At 44.0% G+C, this 19,611-nt stretch carries 13 protein-coding genes; 8 read left to right on the top strand and 5 right to left on the bottom strand.

Features of this window, described 5'->3' with window-relative positions:
- Positions 1-246 precede the first annotated feature (246 nt).
- The 4 genes from acsF (at position 247) to IQ270_RS14280 (ending at position 3,764) form a co-directional block, all read left to right on the top strand.
- Positions 247-1,323 carry a magnesium-protoporphyrin IX monomethyl ester (oxidative) cyclase gene (acsF, locus tag IQ270_RS14270; protein WP_193973849.1) on the top strand — a complete coding sequence of 359 codons (1,077 nt, stop codon included), beginning with the start codon at positions 247-249 and terminating at the stop codon, positions 1,321-1,323.
- Positions 1,324-1,479: 156 nt separating this feature from the next.
- Positions 1,480-1,947 (top strand): hypothetical protein, encoded by a 468-nt coding sequence (locus IQ270_RS31050; protein ID WP_228056362.1) that lies wholly within the window; start codon positions 1,480-1,482, stop codon positions 1,945-1,947.
- A gap of 60 nt (positions 1,948-2,007) precedes the next feature.
- A complete protein-coding gene (locus IQ270_RS31055) occupies positions 2,008-2,370 on the top strand; it encodes a hypothetical protein (protein ID WP_228056363.1) in 363 nt (120 codons plus the stop codon).
- Positions 2,371-2,384: 14 nt separating this feature from the next.
- The gene (locus IQ270_RS14280) at positions 2,385-3,764 is read left to right on the top strand and encodes a site-specific DNA-methyltransferase (protein ID WP_193973850.1); all 1,380 of its coding nucleotides are present in this window, start codon (positions 2,385-2,387) and stop codon (positions 3,762-3,764) included.
- 65 nt (positions 3,765-3,829) lie between these two features.
- Here the strand turns inward: IQ270_RS14280 and IQ270_RS14285 are convergent, their stop codons facing one another.
- Positions 3,830-7,513, bottom strand: a complete 3,684-nt coding sequence (locus IQ270_RS14285) for a CHAT domain-containing protein (RefSeq protein WP_193973851.1) — start codon at positions 7,511-7,513, stop codon at positions 3,830-3,832.
- Positions 7,514-7,696: 183 nt separating this feature from the next.
- Here IQ270_RS14285 and IQ270_RS14290 point away from each other — a divergent pair, with 183 nt between their 5' ends.
- Complete coding sequence (locus tag IQ270_RS14290) at positions 7,697-9,208, top strand: dolichyl-phosphate-mannose--protein mannosyltransferase (RefSeq protein ID WP_193973852.1); 1,512 nt, start codon at positions 7,697-7,699, stop codon at positions 9,206-9,208.
- Between the two features lie 152 nt (positions 9,209-9,360).
- Here IQ270_RS14290 and trmB read toward each other — a convergent pair whose 3' ends face one another.
- From trmB to csaB, 3 genes are all read right to left on the bottom strand, one after another.
- Positions 9,361-9,993: a tRNA (guanosine(46)-N7)-methyltransferase TrmB gene (gene trmB / locus IQ270_RS14295; RefSeq protein WP_193973853.1), complete on the bottom strand. Its 633-nt coding sequence runs from the start codon at positions 9,991-9,993 to the stop codon at positions 9,361-9,363.
- A 122-nt stretch (positions 9,994-10,115) separates the two neighbouring features.
- Positions 10,116-10,847, bottom strand: a complete 732-nt coding sequence (locus tag IQ270_RS14300; RefSeq protein ID WP_193973854.1) for a Uma2 family endonuclease — start codon at positions 10,845-10,847, stop codon at positions 10,116-10,118.
- 16 nt (positions 10,848-10,863) lie between these two features.
- Positions 10,864-11,907 carry a polysaccharide pyruvyl transferase CsaB gene (csaB, locus tag IQ270_RS14305; protein WP_193973855.1) on the bottom strand — a complete coding sequence of 348 codons (1,044 nt, stop codon included), beginning with the start codon at positions 11,905-11,907 and terminating at the stop codon, positions 10,864-10,866.
- Positions 11,908-12,126: 219 nt separating this feature from the next.
- On the opposite strand from csaB, the gene IQ270_RS14310 reads away from it, so the two are divergent.
- The 3 genes from IQ270_RS14310 to IQ270_RS14320 all read left to right on the top strand — a co-directional run bounded on the left by IQ270_RS14310 (position 12,127) and on the right by IQ270_RS14320 (position 16,951).
- Entirely contained in the window at positions 12,127-12,435 is a 309-nt protein-coding gene (locus tag IQ270_RS14310; protein WP_193973856.1) for a DUF2499 domain-containing protein, read from the top strand.
- A gap of 22 nt (positions 12,436-12,457) precedes the next feature.
- A complete protein-coding gene (locus IQ270_RS14315) occupies positions 12,458-12,877 on the top strand; it encodes a lysozyme inhibitor LprI family protein (RefSeq protein ID WP_193973857.1) in 420 nt (139 codons plus the stop codon).
- Between the two features lie 174 nt (positions 12,878-13,051).
- Positions 13,052-16,951 (top strand): DNA polymerase III subunit alpha, encoded by a 3,900-nt coding sequence (locus IQ270_RS14320; RefSeq protein WP_193973858.1) that lies wholly within the window; start codon positions 13,052-13,054, stop codon positions 16,949-16,951.
- Here the strand turns inward: IQ270_RS14320 and IQ270_RS14325 are convergent.
- Positions 16,928-18,955, bottom strand: coding sequence for a WD40 repeat domain-containing serine/threonine-protein kinase (locus IQ270_RS14325; RefSeq protein ID WP_193973859.1), 2,028 nt, complete (start codon positions 18,953-18,955; stop codon positions 16,928-16,930). The genes IQ270_RS14320 and IQ270_RS14325 overlap by 24 nt on opposite strands.
- Positions 18,956-19,611 lie beyond the last annotated feature (656 nt).

The following is a 19,611-nucleotide window of genomic DNA, read 5'->3' on the forward strand; positions in this document are numbered from 1 at the left end:
CTTCTGCCCATGCCCCATGCCCCATGCCCCATGAGTAATTCTGCGTAGCAATTCTTAACGCCAGCGACATATTTCCGGGGTCGAGAGCTTGGTAAACTGGAGGGCGTGGAAATTACAGCAGCTTTGACCTGGATTCCACCTTAGTTGGGCTAACCTGGTTGGCTCGAAAGACAATATCTCACACCCCCACTAACCGACCACTGAAACAAACAAGCAAGTAGTTATAAGCAGAAATCCAATAAACATATGGTAGATTCCCTCAAAAAACCAACTTTTGAAGAACTGCGGCCGGGAGTAAAAAGCCCAGCCAAAGAAACTATTCTCACGCCAAGATTTTACACCACAGATTTTGACGAGATGGCCAAAATGGACATCTCGGTAAACGAAGCCGAGCTCGAAGCAATTATCCAAGAGTTCCGCGTTGACTACAACAAAAACCACTTCGTCCGGGATGAGGAGTTTGCTCAATCTTGGGATCACATTGACGGCGAGAAGCGCCAGTTGTTCATTGAGTTTCTCGAACGCTCTTGCACCGCTGAGTTTTCGGGATTCTTGCTCTACAAAGAATTGGGACGCAGGCTCAAGGGAAAAAATCCAGTGCTCGCCGAAGGTTTCAACCTGATGTCGCGCGACGAAGCGCGTCACGCCGGATTCCTAAACAAAGCGCTGTCGGATTTTAATTTGTCTCTAGACTTGGGTTTCCTGACTAAGAGCCGCAGCTACACTTTCTTTAAGCCGAAATTCATTTTCTACGCTACTTACTTGTCTGAAAAGATCGGTTACTGGCGCTACATCACAATTTACCAGCACTTAAAAGCTCATCCAGAAGACCAGATTTATCCGATTTTCCGATTCTTTGAAAATTGGTGTCAGGATGAAAACCGCCACGGAGATTTCTTCGATGCGGTGATGAGAGCTCAGCCTCAAATGTTGAACGATTGGCGCGCCAAACTTTGGTGCCGCTTCTTCTTGCTGTCGGTATTCGCGACAATGTATCTCAATGATATCCAACGTGCAGGTTTTTATCGATCGCTCGGTCTAGACGCTCGCGAATACGACATCGAAGTCATCAAAAAGACCAACGAAACAGCAGGCCGCGTATTCCCAGTCATGCTAGATGTCAACAATCCAGAGTTTTACGAACGCCTGGATGTTTGCCTCAAGAACAATCAGCAATTGACAGCAATTGTTGAGTCTAACACTCCGAAAGTCTTGCAATTCTTCCAAAAATTGCCTCTGTATTTGTCGAACGGCTGGCAGTTGTTGAAGCTGTATTTGATGAAGACAATCGAATCACCTTCTGTTGAGGGTGCAGTGCGTTAAGTTTGGATTTTCTATCCTCTGTTACGGCGGTTCTGCGGCAAGCAGAGCCGCTTTTTTTGATCTAATGTTAGTCTTAAGAAATTATGGCGTTAACTGCGATCGAGTTTCAAATGCAATTGAGCGAACTTTACCAAAGAGTTAATTTTGAGATGAAGAGTGACTAATACGAGATCGGGAAGACGCAACTCTTTTGCAGATTACAAACCAGATGGACACAACTGGATAACTTTGATGACCGGAGAATACTATCCAGATATATTACAAGAGGCTTGCCAACTTTACCAACCAGTTTTAGTAATGTTTGGACAATTACTCAAGACTTCTGAATCATCAGTGCGTCTATTTATACAGATTTCAGAAGTTCCTAGCACATGGATGCGAGTTCAACTTCTCAGGGTATTTCGCAAGTATGTTAGCCCTGAGATTCCCGTTGAAATGCTCAGAAGGAAAAAAAAGACAACGGATATTTGCAATCAGTTTGGCTCTCGTTTTAGATCGGTTCAAGACGTTCAAGCTGCATACATGACTCGTCCAATTCCCGACGAGGCAATGTCAGCCTTGTTGTGGGAATACAAAAGTCGTGGCAACAAAGGATACGACTTAACTGAAAGGTTTTTCTCCTGATTCCGCTTACACTTTCCATACTTGGTAATCCGAGGGCCAGAGCGAGCCGGAAAAGATATTATGATGGGAAATGTGTTCGCAAACTATCCCAACCCGAAACGCCCTGTTGATTTTGCGATATACGATATTAACGAAAATGAATTGCTGGCCATAGGATTAGCACGATCTGATTCAGATAGAGGTGGTGCACAAGAAGACGATCGAACAGGTGGCTATCGTAGCTGTGCCGATGAAATCCTCAGTTACACACAAGATCGCAACTTAAAAACTAAGGTAATTTTTTTAAATGATGGGCCTGGTCTTTTACTCGGTTCAATGTGGGATGACTACGCCAATATTGAAAAGAGTTGGTCAGATAGAATTATTGTATTGACACTGCGTATGGTTCCCGATCGCATTACAGTGGAATGGCTGCGTTCTTGAAAATAGGAGTGACAATGGCTACTGGTATTTCTAAAAAACAATCGCAGGGTCAAGCTGCATCAAATTTTAGTGAAAGCCAACTAAACAATAACTTGGATGCGTGCTTTTCATATCCAGGAAAAGTGCCTGCAAGTGAAATTTTAGACACCGATAGAGCTGAGTGTGTAAAACTGTGGCCTCGCAATGAACAGCCAAGTACGGCACATGAAAACCGTCTTTACTATGGTGATAATTTACCAATTTTAGCATCTTTGCTCAAAAATAGTTCAGTAAAAGGTAAAGTAAAATTAATCTATATAGATCCGCCTTTTGCAACTAAAAGTATATTTAAATCGCGTTCTCAGACTGATGCTTATTCTGATTTATTAGCAGGGAACAACTATATTGAATTTGTTCGTAAAAGGTTGATATTATTGAGAGAGTTATTAGCTGATGACGGTTCAATATACGTACATCTTGATGAAAATATGGCATTTTATATCAAGGTAATTATGGATGAAGTTTTTGGTTCGCCTAATTTTAGAAACTGGATTACTCGTAAAAAATGTAACCCTAAAAATTACACAAAAAAGACTTATGGAAATGTTTCAGATTTTATCCTATTTTATAGTAAATCAGATAATTATGTCTGGAATCGTCCAGTTGAAGAATGGACGGATAAGCGCGCTAACAAAGAATATGAATACATTGAAAAGGAAACTGGGAGGCGATATAAAAAGGTTCCGATTCATGCACCGGGAGTCCGAAATGGCGAAACTGGCAAGTCTTGGAGAGGGAGGAATCCGCCACCGGGAAAACATTGGCAGTTTCCACCTCAAACACTAGATGAGATGGATGCTAGAGGGGAAATATATTGGTCGGCGACTGGAAATCCCCGCCGCAAGATATATTTGGACAGTAGTAGCGGAATTCCAGTACAAGATATTTGGCTTGAGTTTCGCGATGCTCACAATCAGAATATTAAAATTACAGGTTATCCAACTGAAAAAAACCGCGATCTACTTAGTAGAATTATTCGAGCTTCATCAAATCCTGATGATTTAGTGATCGATTGCTTTGCGGGTTCGGGTACGACTTTGAGTGTGGCTTCGGAGTTTGGGAGGAAATGGATAGGCATTGATAATAGTTCCGAGGCGATCGCAACTACTTTGCGCCGTTTTGCTAAGGGTTGCGAACGGATGGGCGATTTTGTCAGCCAGCAAACATCCCTACACCAGAATACATCAAATGACGAGTCTCGCCAATTATCGCTTTTTAACTTAGATGAATCTCGGTTTAAGGCTGAGTCTATACCTGAAAAAAGCGAGATCGTTAATAACTTTGCTCTTTATGCAACTGATTCCTTTGCTGGGGAACTAGAAGATATTGTGAAGCAATGGATAGAATGGCAGTAGCAGCGTAGAAAAGAATTCACGTTATGGTGCCACATCCCACAAATTAGATCGACTTATCATAACATTTATCGCCACTCCCCCTGAAGCGTAAATGCCGCCCAATAATAGGGAGACTGCCACTTTTCCTGCTGCAACATTTCCAATTTTGCCGCCCTTAAAGCTGCCGCTGGCGTCAACCCTTTTTGCAACATTTCTTGATAAAAACTTGACATTAATGTCGCCGTTCCTTCATCGTCTACATTCCACAAACTCACCACCACTCGCTGCGCTCCAGCATACATAAATCCTCGCGTCAATCCTACCATTCCCTCGCCTTGAATGTTCTGCCCCAATCCTGTTTGGCAGGCACTTAACACTACTAATTCTGCTGCTAATTTCAGATTGAAAATATCAGTAAGTCGCAGAAACCCATTTAAGGGATTTCCCTTTTCATCTACTAAGGACATGATGATTCCTGATAATTCTGGGTTAGTGCTATTGGCGAAACCGTGAGTGGCAAAATGAATGATTTTATATTGGCTTAAATTTGAGCTGGTTGCTGTGTCGCGGTTGGCTGCAAAGTCTAAGGATTGGGTGCTATAATTTTCCGCAACTAACGATTGAATGATTTGGGCTTCTTGGCGAGTGAATTTTAAACGGCTCCATTGTACGTTGTTGTTGCGGATAAAGCGGCTTAAACCGAGGTTTACTGATTCTATTGCTTGGCGATTTGTGGTAGTAGTCGGGGTTTTGACTCGTTCATCGTCAGGGCTAAAAACTGGATCGGCAAACATTGCTAAAGTCCGAGTTGGGGTTTGTCTGTCACTATAATTTTCTCTTAATATTCCTAAGGTGGAAGCTGAAGGCAACAGCACGATTTCGTGTTCTACAATTAAAGGTTGATTCTGGTTTTTACTGGATGTTTGGGGAAGAGAGAGCGCGGCAAAGGGGAGGTAATTGAGAACGCCATCGCCAACTATCAGCAGGCGTTTTTGAGCGAGTTGTGCGGATGCCGGCTGTAAGATAATTTGACTGAGTGCTTTGCTGGCTTCAGCGACTTTATTGGGGATGTTTCGGAGGCGCGGATTAGTCACTGCATTGCGGAAATTGCGGGCTGCTGTTTCGATGTCGGCGCTTTTTGGCAATTCATAAGCGGTGATGCTGGTTTTAGTCACAGCCCAGAGATAGCTGCGCTGTTTTCCTAGAGAATACTGAAGTAAAATTGTATTGTCGTCGAGAATTTGTTGTTGAATTTGTGGAAGAGTTAAGGGTTCAGGTTGGGTGAGGGCGGCATATCGGGGACTGGTGGCGCGAATTTTGGTTTGAATGTCTTGATATTGAGATAGCAGATTTTGGCGTGTTTTTGCTAATTCTGCTGTTTGTTGGGAAGTGGGATTTTGCAGGCTCAAAATTTCGATGCGCTGTGTTTCTAAAGTATCGAGTTGCTGTTGTAAATTCCGTTCTCTATCCAATAATTCCGGGGCGATACCTTGGCGAATATCGGCATTTGCTTCTTGCAGGAGTTCTAGTAATGTGCGGGCGCGGGAACGTTCGCTGGCTTCAAATGCTTGGCGATCGTAACTTGATTTGGGTTCTGTTTTGTGCAGTTCCATTAACAGGTGAATGTAGAACTGGTAATAGTCTTGTACTGTGGAAAAGTATGAGGTTCGGAGTTCGTGGTTGGTAATTTTGGTGCGGAGGTTTTCGATGATTTTGATGGAGGATTCAATGTCGGTGAGGGCTGCGATTAAATTGCCTCGATCGCCTTTTACTTTAGCGCTATTGTAGAGAGTGAGTGCTTCTCCGGGGCGATCGCCCACAGCCCGAAACAGCAGTAGGGCTTGGTTGAAATGTTCTGCTGCTTTCTGCTTTTCTCCCAATTCTGAGTAGGAAACACCTGTATTGTTGAGGGTGAGGGCTTCTTTTTGCCGATCGCCCGCTTCTCGTCTCAGATGCAGGGCTTGGTTGTAGTATTCGAGGGCTTGTTGTTGGTTTCCCAAATCATTGTAGACTAAGCCGATGTTGGTGAGGGTAGTCGCTTCTTTAGTGCGATCGCCCGCAGCGCGAAATAGGGGAAGGGCTTGGTTGAAATATTCTTTTGCTTTCTGTTTTTCTCCCAAATCATTGTAGGCTAAACCGAGGTTGTTGAGGGTGGTGGCTTCCGCAGTGCGATCGCCCGTCAATGTGTCGCTGTTTGCGGGTAGGTTCGAGAGATTGTTGAGGTTGATGCTTGCTTCGGGGCGATCGGCCATTTCCCGAATTATCGACAAAACTTGATTGTAATAGTCGATCGCTTGCTGTTTCTCTCCCAAGGCATAGTACACGGCGCCGATGTTGTTGAGAATGACGGCTTGGTTGGGGCGATCTGCTAAATCCCGGTTTTTGGAAAGAGCTTGATTGTAATAGTCGAGGGCTTGCTGTCTTTCAGCTAATAAATTAGCAATAAATCCCATTTGATTCAGCGTATAACTTTCTTTTTCTCCATCTCCCAAGCTTTCATAAACTAAACGTGCTGACTCCAAATTTTGCAACGCCTCCCGGTAAGATATTGCTGTTTTTAGCTCGAATAATCGCCTCGCTTCCTGAATCAATTTATCGGCTTCCTTTGTTTGTTGATTCTGTTTATTTAAGATTTCTCTATTTTTATTAATTAGTCGATCGGCTTCACCAGCCGGAACTTGATTTCCCTCAATTTCTAGGTTTATTAAATTAGTCAGTCCCGATAAAGGTGTCTCATCGGCGATTTGATTTTTTCTGAGGTTGAGGCCTCTCAGATTAGTCAGTCCCGACAAAGGTGTCACATCGGTGACTTGATTGGATTCGACGCTTAGCAATTGCAGATTGCTCAATCCAGATAACGGTTTTAGATCCTGGATTTTATTATTTCCAAGATACAGAAAAATTAAATTAGTCAGTCTCGATAATGGTGTCACATCTACAATTTGATTTGATGCGAGGGAAAGTCCTTCCAGATTCCTCAATCCCGATAACGGTGTCGCATCTACGATTAGATTTGATTCCAGAAAAAAGTCTGTCAGATTAGTCAGTCCCGACAATGGTTTCACATCTGGGATTTGATTGAAATTTAGGGTGAGACTTTTCAGATCGCTCAGACCCGATAATGGTTCCACATTTGTTATTTGATTGAAACTGAGATTGAGTTTTTTAAGATTAGTTAATTTCGATAATGGTTGGAGATTGACTATTTGATTGCGAATCAGGAAAAGTTGGGTCAGATTCGTTAAGTTTGTTAATGGTTCTAGATTGACGATTTGATTCTCATTGAGTTGAAGAATTCTTAGATTCGTTAAATTTGCTAAGGGTTCTAGATTGACGATTTGATTCTCATTGAGTTCAATAATTGTCAGATTCGTTAAGTTTGCTAAGGGTTCTAGATTGACGATTTGATTTGAATTAAGGGAAATTTGTGTCAGATTAGCCAGAGTTTGTTGAGCGCGAGCGCACTCTTGTGTTTTTGCTTTCGATAGCAACACCTCCACCGTATGTCTGGCTTCGGGGGTCAAATTTTCTTTGTTGCTGCACCAATCGCCAAAGCTTTCAAATGTCTTGGGATTTGGCGCCGCGGCTGATGCTAGCAGGATACTCGCACCTACAGCTAACCCCAAACGCCCCCAAGCCCAAGCAGTGAGATTCATAAACGCTCGTCCAAAAAATACCTGATTAGATGCTATCATAATCGATCGCAGCTTCTGCCAAATAAAACGAGTTTCTTGACAAAAAGCTACGCTTTCAGAATCATCGCTTGACAAGAAACCGGGCTTTTCATACCCCGTGCGTTGGACTTACGCAGAAGCCGGGTTTTTTTCCAAAAATTTTGGATCGCTGCCTTAATCTCCGCAAACAACCCGGTTTCCTGGGTATTGATGCGTAAGTCCTGTATTTTTAAATGAGCGTTCTAAAATCTACTATCTACTATTTTTGGGTGCAGTTTTATGAAAGCGAACAAAAAACAATTGAAAAAATCGATTGTGGTTTTTTGTCTGGGAATGCTCGCTGTTTTTATCCTATCCTTAACTCTCCGATTTTGGGAACTAGAGCGATTTAACACTCTAGTATTTGACGAGGTTTATTACGCTAAATTTGCCAACAATTATCTCACCAAAACTCCCTTTTTCAACGCTCACCCGCCGCTGAGCCAGTACATAATTGCGATCGGGATTGCGATCGGCACTCACCTACCCTTCGGCAAAACCGCCGTCAATAGTATGGCAGGTTCCCTGCTTTCCCCTTGGGATTATCGCTGGCTGAATGCTCTCACAGGCTCCTTCATTCCCCTAGTTGTCGGAGCCCTGGCTTATCAGTTAGTTCGCCGCAGAACCTTTGCTTTTTTGGCTGCTTTCTTTATCGCCTGCGACGGTTTATTTTTAGTTGAATCTCGCTACGCACTCAATAACATTTATCTAGTTTTATTCGGATTATTGGGTCAGTTGTTTATTCTGAAAGCCGGAGAATCTGAAGGTAAAAAACGCTGGCTTTGGCTATTATTGTCCGGCATATCTTTCGGTGCATCTGCTGCTATCAAATGGAACGGATTGTGGTTCCTATTTGGAACTTATCTAATTTTAATCTGCGCTTGGGCTGTGCGTTTGATTCAGGGAAATAGAGGAGATGAAGAACAGATGCGCGAGGTAAATTCCCCTCTCCTTCCGCCCGAAAGTCCAGTACAAAAATTGACTGAACTCAATTTTATAGAAGTAATTTTGAGTCTAGCTGCGATTCCTATTTTAGTTTACAGCATCTGCTGGATTCCTCACCTGCTTCTCAATCCAACTCCCAATTTCTGGCAGATGCAAACGGAAATTTTGACTTATCACCAACGCATTAAAAGCGGCCCTAACGTGCATCCTTACTGTTCCGCGTGGTACAGTTGGCCATTGATGCTGCGTCCCATAGTTTACTTCTACAAAAGTGCTAGCAACAATGCACAAACAGATCCGGTTTTGCCACCTTTACCGAGCGGCGCAACTGAGGCGATTTTTGACGTTCACGCGATAGGAAATCCTTTTCTTTGGTGGTTTTCAACTTTAGCTTTACTGCTAGTGATAGGAGTTTTAGTTCACCGGATTTTGGTGTGGGTGCAAACGCGCCGCGAGGCTTCTGTTGATGCGATAGAACAGCAGCCGATTTTGTTTCCGCCGACTGGTGAAATGTGGCTGGCGTTATATTTAATAGTTAATTGGGCTGCTAATTTGCTGCCTTGGGTGAAGGTGACTCGCTGCGTATTTTTGTATCATTATATGGGCTGTTCTGTGTTTGCAACCTTAGCACTTGCTTGGTGGGTTGACAGGTGGCTGCACAGCCCCCAAACTCGCCTCCGAGGGATGGGGGTAACAATTATTTTTCTGATTGTGGGTGCTTTTATTTTCTGGATGCCTATCTATTTGGGACTGCCTTTGTCGCAAATAGAATGGAAAATTAGGATGTGGCTGCCGTCTTGGGCCTAAGCTAGAAATCATTCTTTTATGAACAGGGAAGATGCCCGTTCCACAAGAAAATTAAGTTTTGTGGAACAGGCCGCAGAGCCTGTTCCTAACAAGGTGCAAGATGGATGTAAGTTATAACATTTATTACCAAGGTGAGTTTACCAAAGCGAGCATTATTTTTGATACAGTGCTCGATAAACTGGTTCCCCGCGTTTGAGAGTAGCAATTTCTCTTTCTGTAGCAACGGGCAGGGGATTTTCTGCTAGCCAGTTGTCGCCGTTTTGGCGTTGGAAACTGGGATGAGATGAAAAGCGATCGCACATTTCGCTTGCTACTTCCTCAATATCAGATTGAATAAAAACTTCGCCGCCAATTGCCAGATAAGTTGCCAATTCGCTGACTAATTCCTGCTGCACAACCCGCCGTTTGTGATGCTTTTTTTTGAACCAGGGATCGGGAAATTGAATGCTGACTCGCTGCAAAATACCAGTCGGCAAAGTTTCTAAAATTGGTTTCAGGGAACTATTCGCATTGCAAAACAAATAGTGCAAGTTTGTCAAGCCTTTTTCGTCCCGCCAAAGATTCGCTTCGTCTACCAGCGGTTCCCGAATTTCTAATCCGAGAAAATTCCAATCAGTTTGTACTTGCGCCATTTGCCACAAAAACCTGCCTCTGGCGCAGCCGATATCTAAATGCAGTGGCAAATTTAAGTCGGCATAGATTTTAGTCCAATCTGGGGGACTGGCGGATGCTTGATATCTAATTGATAAAGGATTGACGTGTTCGCGAACTCTAACTCTTGCCAATTTTACTGTCTCCTGAATGTAGTTTTTAACCGCTGATATGGGCAGATGAACGCGGATTGACGCAGATGAATTTAGAAATAAAAAATCGCAGTGTTAGGATTTTTTATTTCTAAATTATTGTATTATGCTTCGGGTTCAATGCCTGCTGCTCTTAATTGTGCTGCTAGTCGATCGGCCCGCTGTTGAACATTTGCTTTTTCCTGCCTTTCTCTTTCTACCATTTCTGCTCCCCACAATAACATCTGTCCGCTTTCATCCCACCACCGCAACCAATATCCGCTTCTTTCGGCTTTTGTTCCCTGCCAAACACCCAGAAACAATCCAACTCCGGCAATCCAATAATGATTGTTTGCATCGGGTTGCTGTACTTGATATTTTCCTGATGAATCTAACTGGTAGATTTCTAGCAATCCAGTAGCAGGTTCAAAAATTGCATAGATTGGTACTCGCAATACTTGTTCGTAAAAATACCATTTGCCGGGGGGATAAGTTGGTTTGCTAGAATATTCATCGTTGGGACTAGCTGACAAAAACTCCATCACTATATCGGGAATTTCTCCTTCTAAGTTGGGAGTATAGCTGCGGCGGATTTCTTGACTGGAAAGCGGCTGCACGTTACGGGCATAAAACCAATCTGGAGATTTAATAACTAGCTTGCTGTCTACTGTCGCACAAATCCCCATATTTGGGGCAATTAATATTCCTGCTACTATTAGCCCGGCGATTTCTAAGATTTCTCGTAAGGCGGCGACTAGGAGAGGCTGGTCAATATTTTCCACAGGTTCCTCGTCTAAGATGAAGTCGGCAGGCAATTTTTCCCAGGTGATTTTTAAGTCGGCTGTGCTGGTTGTCACGGTGTTTTACCTCTTACTAAGACTGCTGGAGTGCGGTTTGCAATACTTCTTTATGAAAGAGCGATCGCTCTACAATAAATTTTATCCTTTCTGGCGATAATGCGTAGCCGTTAGCATATTGTTCTATCCAACTTTTGCTGATTAAATACGGATCTTCTGGCAATTGGGATAATAAGTATCCCGGCATTTCTAACTCTTCCATCAATTGGCTGACTTTGGGGTCGTAGCTGAGGGCAAAACAGCGGCATTCTTCGGATGCTGCCATAATTAAACTGTGATACCGCATCCCGATCGCCATTTCGACTCCCCGGAATACTCCTTTCAATTTTCTCGGATCGTCTAAACTAAGAATTTGACTTCGTTTGGGTAGCGCTTCGTGCAAAATTTTGGCAATTTCTAAATCGCGAGATGCTTGAAAAGGTAGCAGTAAAATTAAAGTGCGAGTTGCTTTTTGAAAGTCAACTAAAGCTTTAGTTAAAATTGACAAACGGGCGGCAGTTAAGGTAGAATGGGAACGCAAACAAACTGCAACTCTGGGCGCTGGTAAATTCCACAAACCGGATACGGGGGAATTTTCTAAAGCCCAGACGGGATCTGGCGCTAAAGTAAAGGGAATTTGCCAATCAGCAAGTAAAGTAGCTGAGCCTTTATCCCGCACGCTGACGGCGGTACATCCAGCAAAACACCGCTGAGATAATTTGCGGGTAATCTCTCGATTTAAAGGCCCAATTCCCTGGGCCCAGGCAACTGTTTTTAAGCCCATTTGTTGGGCGAGTCCCATTAAACCCCCATAATAGAAAGGGCTGACAATGCTGGTAGCGTCTTGGATTAAACTGCCGCCTCCCCAGATTAGCGCGTCGGAGGTGCGGAGTGCTTCGAGAACTTGAAACGCACTCATGCGATCGCGCGCTGCTACTCCGTACCGCTGATTTGTCTCGACAGGATTGCCAGACAGGACGATCGGCGTTACGCTATCTGGTAACATTTGCAGTAGCGATGCCAACAGCGCCTCGTCGCCGCCGTTGCCTTTACCGTAATAGCCGCACAAAATTGCTCGCATTTCTACTCTTTTATTTGTTTGTGATGGGTAATATAACTATTACAATATCTAATTGTTGCGATCGATACCTAAAACATTTTAACAGTCAACAGGTAGGGGCGGTACCAAGAGTGCCCGCCCTTCTTACCAGTCAACAGCCAACAGTCAACCGCTAACAGCATTAAACAAATAAATACATATTTTATCTTCCCCGTTCTCTGTTATTGTACAATACAAAAAATGCACGCTTTGTCAATTCCTACCTGGATTATTCACGTTTCTAGCGTCGTCGAGTGGATTGCCGCCATCTGGTTAATTTGGACTTACGGCGAAGTCACTCAAAACCGAGCTTGGTGGGCTCTTTCTGCCGGAATGCTGCCCGCTCTCGTCAGCGCTATGTGTGCCTGCACTTGGCACTATTTTGACAACTCCCCAGCCCTAGAATGGATCGTTACCCTGCAAGCGGGGATGACTCTCGCGGGCAATTTTACTTTGTGGGCGGCGGCTTGGTGGATTTGGCGATCGGCTCAATCAGCAGAGAAAATTTAAAATTAAAATTGGTATCAAGTAAATGAAAAATAGCACTATTTTGGCAACATTTACGGCAAGTTTACTTTTGTTATCTGCGGGATTTTTGCTTCCCACCAAAGCCAGCAATATTCCCCTGCAAATCGCCCAACAGCCTAACTGCAAAAGTCCTCAAACTACACTAGACATGAATATGTGTGCTAGTCAAGAGTTCAAAGCAGCAGACACAAAGCTCAATCAAGTATATCAGCAACTGCGAGCAAAACTCAGCAGCAAAAAAAAGCAGAGATTGACTGTCGCACAGCGTACTTGGATCGAATTTCGAGATAAAACTTGCGATTATGAAGCCGGTAAGTTTGAAGGCGGTACTTTGGCTGCTTCTACCTACGTTTATTGCAGAGCTAGAGTGACGCAACAGCGCATTAAAGATTTAGAAGATTATTTGAAACAAGCAAATTTGTAAGCAAATTAACCGAATTAGTTGTGAAAACCCCGACTGGATGCAGTCGGGGAGATGGGTGTTTTTTCTCAACGCCAATTGCTGTACAATCAAAAATCAAAAATCAATTTCTCTTTCTCAACGCCGGTGGTGTACAATCAAAAATCTCAGATCTAAAATCTCAAATCTCAAATCGCCATGTCCTTCGTTGGTTTGCACATTCACAGCGATTACAGCCTCCTAGATGGCGCTTCTCAGCTACAGCAGCTAGCTGAACGGGCGGTGGAATTGGGGATGCCCGCGATCGCCCTTACGGACCACGGGGTGATGTACGGCGCGATCGAACTAATCAAAGTTTGTCGAAATAAAAATATCAAGCCGATTATTGGCAATGAAATGTACGTCGTCAACGGCGACATTGAAGTAAAAGTTCGAGGTAGAAAAAAATACCATCAAGTTGTATTAGCTAAAAATACCCAAGGCTATAAAAACCTCGTCAAACTCACCACAATTTCCCATCTACAGGGAATGCCAGAAAGAGGAATTTTTGCCCGCCCCTGCATTAACAAAGAACTACTCAAACAATACTCCCAAGGTTTAATTGTCACCAGTGCTTGTTTGGGTGGCGAAGTTCCCCAAATGATTCTACAAAACAAGCTAGATAAGGCCCGCGAAGTTGCCAAATGGTATAAAGAAGTATTTGGGGATGACTACTATATAGAAATTCAAGACCACGGTTCCCAAGAAGACCGGATTGTTAATGTTGAAATCCTCAAAATAGCCCGCGAACTCAACATCAAAATAATTGCCACCAACGATTCTCACTACATTTCCTGCAACGACGTAGAAGCCCACGATGCTTTGCTGTGCATCAACACCAACAAACAGATTGAAGAAGACAAGCGGATGCGCTACAGCGGTACTGAATATCTGAAGTCCGCTGACGAGATGGCGCAACTGTTTCGAGACCATTTGGACGACGAAACCATCAAAGAGGCGATCGACACCACATTAGAAGTCGCAAATAAAGTAAAATCCTACGACATCATGGGGGAATACCGCATTCCCAACTATCCAATTCCCCCAGAACATACAGCAGATACTTTTGTAGAAGAGAAATCATGGGAAGGACTGTTAGAACGCCTCAAATCTAGAACCCGCAATGAAATTCCCCCCGTTTACAAAGAACGGCTGGAATACGAACTAAAAATGATTCAGCAAATGGGTTTTTCCACCTATTTCCTTGTAGTTTGGGACTACATGAAATATGCCAGAGACAACCACATTCCTGTAGGGCCCGGACGCGGTTCAGCCGCAGGTTCCCTCGTTGCCTATGTCTTAAAAATAACTAATATTGACCCCGTACATCACGGACTGCTATTCGAGCGATTTCTCAATCCCGAACGCAAATCTATGCCAGATATTGATAGCGATTTCTGCATAGAAAGACGAGACGATATGATTAAATACGTCACTCAAAAATATGGCGTAGAGCGCGTAGCGCAAATCATTACTTTCAACAGAATGACATCAAAAGCTGTGTTGAAAGATGTTGCCAGAGTCTTGGGCATTCCCTACAAAAAAGCCGACGAAATGGCAAAATTAATTCCAGTGTCGCGGGGGAAACCAGAAAAACTTAAAGTGATGATTTCCAACGAAACACCTGCACAGGAATTTAAAGACAACTACGAAAATACAAGCTGTATAAATGCAGAAACCGGGACAGAAGTCCCGGTACGTCAGTGGATAGACATGGCAATTCGGATTGAAGGGACAAACAAAACCTTTGGTGTTCATGCGGCAGGCGTAGTGATTTCTTCTGACCCACTCGATGAAATTGTACCGCTACAAAAGAATAACGAAGGTGCTGTGATTACTCAGTATTATATGGAAGATTTGGAAGCACTAGGTCTGCTGAAAATGGATTTTCTAGGATTGAAAAATTTAACAACGCTCCAGCAAACTGTTGATAATATTCAGCACACCCAAAATGTGACTGTCGATCCTGAAAGCTTACCTTCTGATATAGAACGCAGAGCTCAAGAGACTTTTGGCAGAATTAAAAAGTTACCGGATGATGTTGATAAAACTTATAAACTTTTAGAAAGAGGAGATTTAGAAGGTATTTTTCAGTTAGAATCTTCTGGAATGCTGGATGTAGTTAGAAAACTCAAACCTTCCTGTCTGGATGATATTTCTTCTATTTTGGCACTTTACCGGCCGGGCCCGCTGGATGCAGGTTTGATTCCTCAGTTTATTGACTGCAAGCACGGTAAAGCTGTTGAGTACGATCATCCGCTATTAGAGCCAATTTTAAAAGAGACTTACGGAACGCTTTGTTTTCAAGAGCAGATTATGCGGATGGCTCAAGATTTGGCGGGCTATTCTTTGGGTCAAGCTGACTTGCTGCGCCGCGCAATGGGCAAGAAGAAAGCTGATGAAATGCAGAAGCAAAAGGAAACGTTTATCGACGGGGCAACTAAGAATGGAGTCAGTCAAAGAATTGCTGAAAAGTTGTTCGCGCAGATGCTACAATTCGCGGAATATTGTTTTAATAAATCCCATTCAATGGCCTATGCCTATATTACTTATCAAACTGCCTATTTAAAGGCGAATTATCCTGTAGAATACATGGCTGCACTGCTGACTGCTAACAGCGGCGATCAGGATAAAGTACAGAAGTATATTGCCAATTGTCTGAAGCTGGGTATTGAGGTTGAGCCGCCGGATGTTAATAGTTCTGAACTTACTTTTACGCCGCTGCCAAAACAGATGACTGGCTGTGCAAAAGATCAAATTTTGTTTGGGGTTTCGGCGGTGAAAAATGTGGGGGAAACGGCAATTGAAAATATTTTGGCGGCGCGCCTGGAAGGGGGTAAGTTTAAGTCGCTGCCGGATTTGTGCGATCGGGTAAATCTCCATTCTGTGAACCGTCGCGCCCTAGAAGCCTTAATTCAATGCGGTGCTTTTGACAAAATCGATCCGAACCGTCGTCAATTAGCAAACGACCTGGAAGGGGTGATGAAATGGGCGCAAGACCGCAAGAAAGACCGGGAAAGCGGTCAAGGTAATCTCTTTGACTTGTTGGGTGGAAATAGCTTTGGCAAGTCGGAAAATACTTATGAGTCGGTGCCAAAATCTCCATCGGTAAAAGATTTTGACAAACAGGAAAAATTGCGTTTAGAAAAAGAATTGCTCGGTTTTTATGTCTCAGAACATCCCCTAAAGTTGTTGATTCAAGCAAACCAAGATCCAGATGTGGTGAGTCTCGAACAGTTAGCAGAAAAAAAGGGGAAAGTATCAGTTATTGTCATGCTCAACGCTATCAAAGTTGTAGTGACTAAAAAAGGCGATGCAATGGCAATTTTGCAATTAGAAGATTTGACGCATCAGATCAAAGCTGTGGTGTTTCCCAAGGCCTACGAACAAGTCAAACAGTATATTGTAGATAATGCTATTTTACTGATTTGTGGGAAAATAGAGAAAGATGGCGAGGAAATTCAGATAATTGTAGACACTGCAAAGCCAGTGGAAACTGTACAGGTTGCAGGGGAAATCGAGGTAGCCCAACCGGAAACACAAAATTCTTGGGCGGCGCAACCGGAAAAGCAAAATTCTTGGGCGAATCAACCGGAAACACAAAATTCTTGGGCGGCGCAACCTGTCAATTTTGGACGATCGACAAAACCGATGGAAGTTTTAGAAATGGTGATTGTCAAGTTTACGCCGCAGGAAGTACAAGATGGGAAAAAACTCAATTATCTCAAAGCTATTTTGCAAGAACTTTCCAATCGCCCCGAGGATGCTAGGGTTTCTGTGGGCGGAATTGTTGTGGGTGAATATTCCTGTCAGCCGCTTCGCATCAACCGTCAATTGTGGGTACAAGATGGCGGGGGCGCTGTTAGCCGCCTCAAGTCTGCGGGATTTGATGCTTGGGTTTTTCCTCTCGACAATCGCGGGGATGCTGCGGTGTTTCGAGAAATACGATCGCAACTTAACTTACATTCTTGGGCGAGTCGTTTGCTTGACGCGGATGCCGATCGCATTTCCCAGTATCTCAATTATCTCGACCAACTAAACAAACGCCCGCCAAACTAACACTTCCCCGTCATCGCCACCGGTGACTAAAGTTTGACCGTCAGGACTAAAAGCCACCGGATTGCACCCAACCAGACTGCACAAACATACGCCTGTTTGCAAGTTCCAGAGTTTAACCGTACCATCTCGGCTACCGCTAGCGACAATAGAGCGATCGGGACTAATCGCCACCGAAATCACCGCATCAGAATGCCCCCTCAAAGTATTAATCAATTCCCCTGTATCGACATTCCACAATTTAACCGCAGTATCGGCACTACCGCTGATAATCGTCTTCCCATCTTGACTGAAGGCGATCGCATAAACCCAATCCGAATGACCCACCAAAGTCCGTACACTTTCCGCAATACCTACACGCCAAATCTTAATAGTTTTGTCCGCACTGCCGCTTGCAAGCATCATACTTTGAGGGCGGAAACTAACAGATAAAACCTTATCAGAATGTCCCGAAAGTTTTTGCACCAATGCTCCCTTGTGCTGGTTCCACAATTTAATACTCTTGTCGCCGCTGGCACTCGCAATTGCGCCTCCATCACAACTAAAAGCCACCGAATACACGGAGCCGTACCGGTGACTGTAGGGCGAACCGTAATCGCTGTAAAACTCGCGAATCATCGCCTTTTTATCCAGCTTCCACTCAATAACTTTTCTGTCAAAACTGCCGCTCACCATCATTCTCCCATCCGGGCTAATTGCCACAGCATCAACCGTAGCGGAATGACCGAAAAAAGTATGAATCAATTCACCTGTGTGCAGGTTCCACAGCTTAATTGTTTTATCGTCGCTGGCGCTAGCAATAATATTGCCTTGAGGGCTAATAACAACAGCATTAACCGAGCCTGAATGACCGCGAAGAATGCGCGCGCACCGCCACTCATTAAAAAACAATTTCGGATTGCTAGCTGCGGCTGCCACTTGAATATTTTGGGGCGGGGCGAAGGAGACGGCAGTCGATCTACTTTTTTGCAAGTTAGTTACTGCCGAACTAATAGCTATTTTCGGTCGATAATTATAAGCAATTTGAGAGCGGGGATATTGCCCAAAATTTACTAACTCTTGCAGCACTTCAGCAGCCGATTGATATCGCTCTCTCACCGAATCTTTGAGCAATTTATTTAAAATACTTGTTAATTTTTTGCTGACTTTTATGCCTTTTTGCGCTAAGTGCGATCGCCAAATCCATTTGCATTCCAAAGCATCGAACAAATCATTGAGCACCGCCCCAGTCAGCAGGTGAATGCACGTAACGCCCAAACTGTAAAGGTCGCTCGCCGGATAGGCCTTGCCGCTGCGAATTTGTTCGATCGGCGCATAGCCAGCAGTTCCAGTTATCGTACCAGTTTTCGCCTCAGAAATAGCGCTAACGTGCTTAGCCACCCCAAAATCTACCAGCACAAACTGACCTCCCCTCGCCTTCCCCTGTACAGTAGCAGATTCGGCCAAACTTATCCCTTTTTTTCCATTACCAAGAGTCGAGAAAGTTTGGGGAGTTCTCCGCAGAATATTTTCCGGCTTAATATCCCGATGAATCACCTGCTGCTCGTGAACAAATTGCAAAACAGGCAACAAATTAATCAACAATTCCCAAATCTGTTCCTCGCTAAAAGCTCCCCGCTGCTGCAACTCTTGAAACAAATTATTTCCCTCAATTAACTCTTCCACAAGATACAAATGTGTTCCTTGTTCAAAAGAAGCCAGCAAACTTGGAATCTGCGGGTGTTCTCCGAGTTCGTACAAGCGGTGAGCTTCTTGTTTAAACAGTGCAGTTGCCTTTTCTAACTCTGCCTTTTCTTGAACTTGCGGAAAAAATTGTTTGATGGCGCAGCGAGTTTTCAACCTATCTTCATCGACAGCCAAAAAAGTTCTGCCAAATGTTCCTTCACCGATAGGTTGAAGGGCGCGGTAACGCTCTTTCAGTAGCAATTTTGAGCCGCACGCCAGACAAAACTGGCTTGAGTCAGGATTCTGCGGCTTGTGGCAATGGGGATTGAGGCAATAGCTCATCTTTTTTCCTGCCTGGAGATTCCCACCACGGCTAAACTTAGCAAATATGGTAGTCTGTTTCAACTCATGCCCGGAGTAGCATTCTCGATCGTACCTGAGAAACCGGGTTTCTCGGCCCAAAACCTCTCAGGTTGAGCCTGTGACTAGAAGTGCTTGAGGTGAGTTTCCATATATTCTAATGCTTTCATAAAATTTTGCAGGGCAAGCCAATCGCCAACGCGAGCATCTCCGACTTGGTAAAAAGCATTTCTTTGTTTGAGTGCTTTCCCGAGCTCGCTTGCTTATATAACCCGTGCCAGGAGACTCGCAGGGCGTTAAAGCCAAACACAGATACCCCCTCCCCAACTGCTATGTCTACACTTAACTGTAGGAGGCGCTTGACCGTAAAAATGACCGTAAAACCCGGTTTTTACGCAAAATCACAAATTGCGATCGAGATTAAGGCAGAAACCGGGTTTTTGACCCGGCCTGCCTCCAAAACTAAACTGTTATACCAATTTCATAAACTTATGCTACACATAAATTTTGACTCCCCCCTTAATAAGCGGGGGTTGGGGGGGGGTAGATATGTAGCGCTATTTTATAAATTTGGTATTGTATAGCAATCCGTGGGCGATCGTACAAAATATGTAGGGGTAGTGTCAAGAATGCCTACC

It is taken from the genome of Microcoleus sp. LEGE 07076 (assembly GCF_015207455.1).
Classification (GTDB): domain Bacteria; phylum Cyanobacteriota; class Cyanobacteriia; order Cyanobacteriales; family Microcoleaceae; genus Microcoleus.

Excerpts from the sequence above, each read along its gene's own strand:
- acsF (WP_193973849.1), top strand. The coding sequence starts at position 247 with ATGGTAGATTCCCTCAAAAAACCAACTTTTGAAGAACTGCGGCCGGGA.
- IQ270_RS31055 (WP_228056363.1), top strand. The coding sequence starts at position 2,008 with ATGATGGGAAATGTGTTCGCAAACTATCCCAACCCGAAACGCCCTGTT.
- IQ270_RS14280 (WP_193973850.1), top strand. The coding sequence starts at position 2,385 with ATGGCTACTGGTATTTCTAAAAAACAATCGCAGGGTCAAGCTGCATCA.
- IQ270_RS14290 (WP_193973852.1), top strand. The coding sequence starts at position 7,697 with ATGAAAGCGAACAAAAAACAATTGAAAAAATCGATTGTGGTTTTTTGT.
- csaB (WP_193973855.1), bottom strand. The coding sequence starts at position 11,907 with ATGCGAGCAATTTTGTGCGGCTATTACGGTAAAGGCAACGGCGGCGAC.
- IQ270_RS14310 (WP_193973856.1), top strand. The coding sequence starts at position 12,127 with ATGCACGCTTTGTCAATTCCTACCTGGATTATTCACGTTTCTAGCGTC.
- IQ270_RS14315 (WP_193973857.1), top strand. The coding sequence starts at position 12,458 with ATGAAAAATAGCACTATTTTGGCAACATTTACGGCAAGTTTACTTTTG.
- IQ270_RS14320 (WP_193973858.1), top strand. The coding sequence starts at position 13,052 with ATGTCCTTCGTTGGTTTGCACATTCACAGCGATTACAGCCTCCTAGAT.
- IQ270_RS14325 (WP_193973859.1), bottom strand. The coding sequence starts at position 18,955 with ATGAGCTATTGCCTCAATCCCCATTGCCACAAGCCGCAGAATCCTGAC.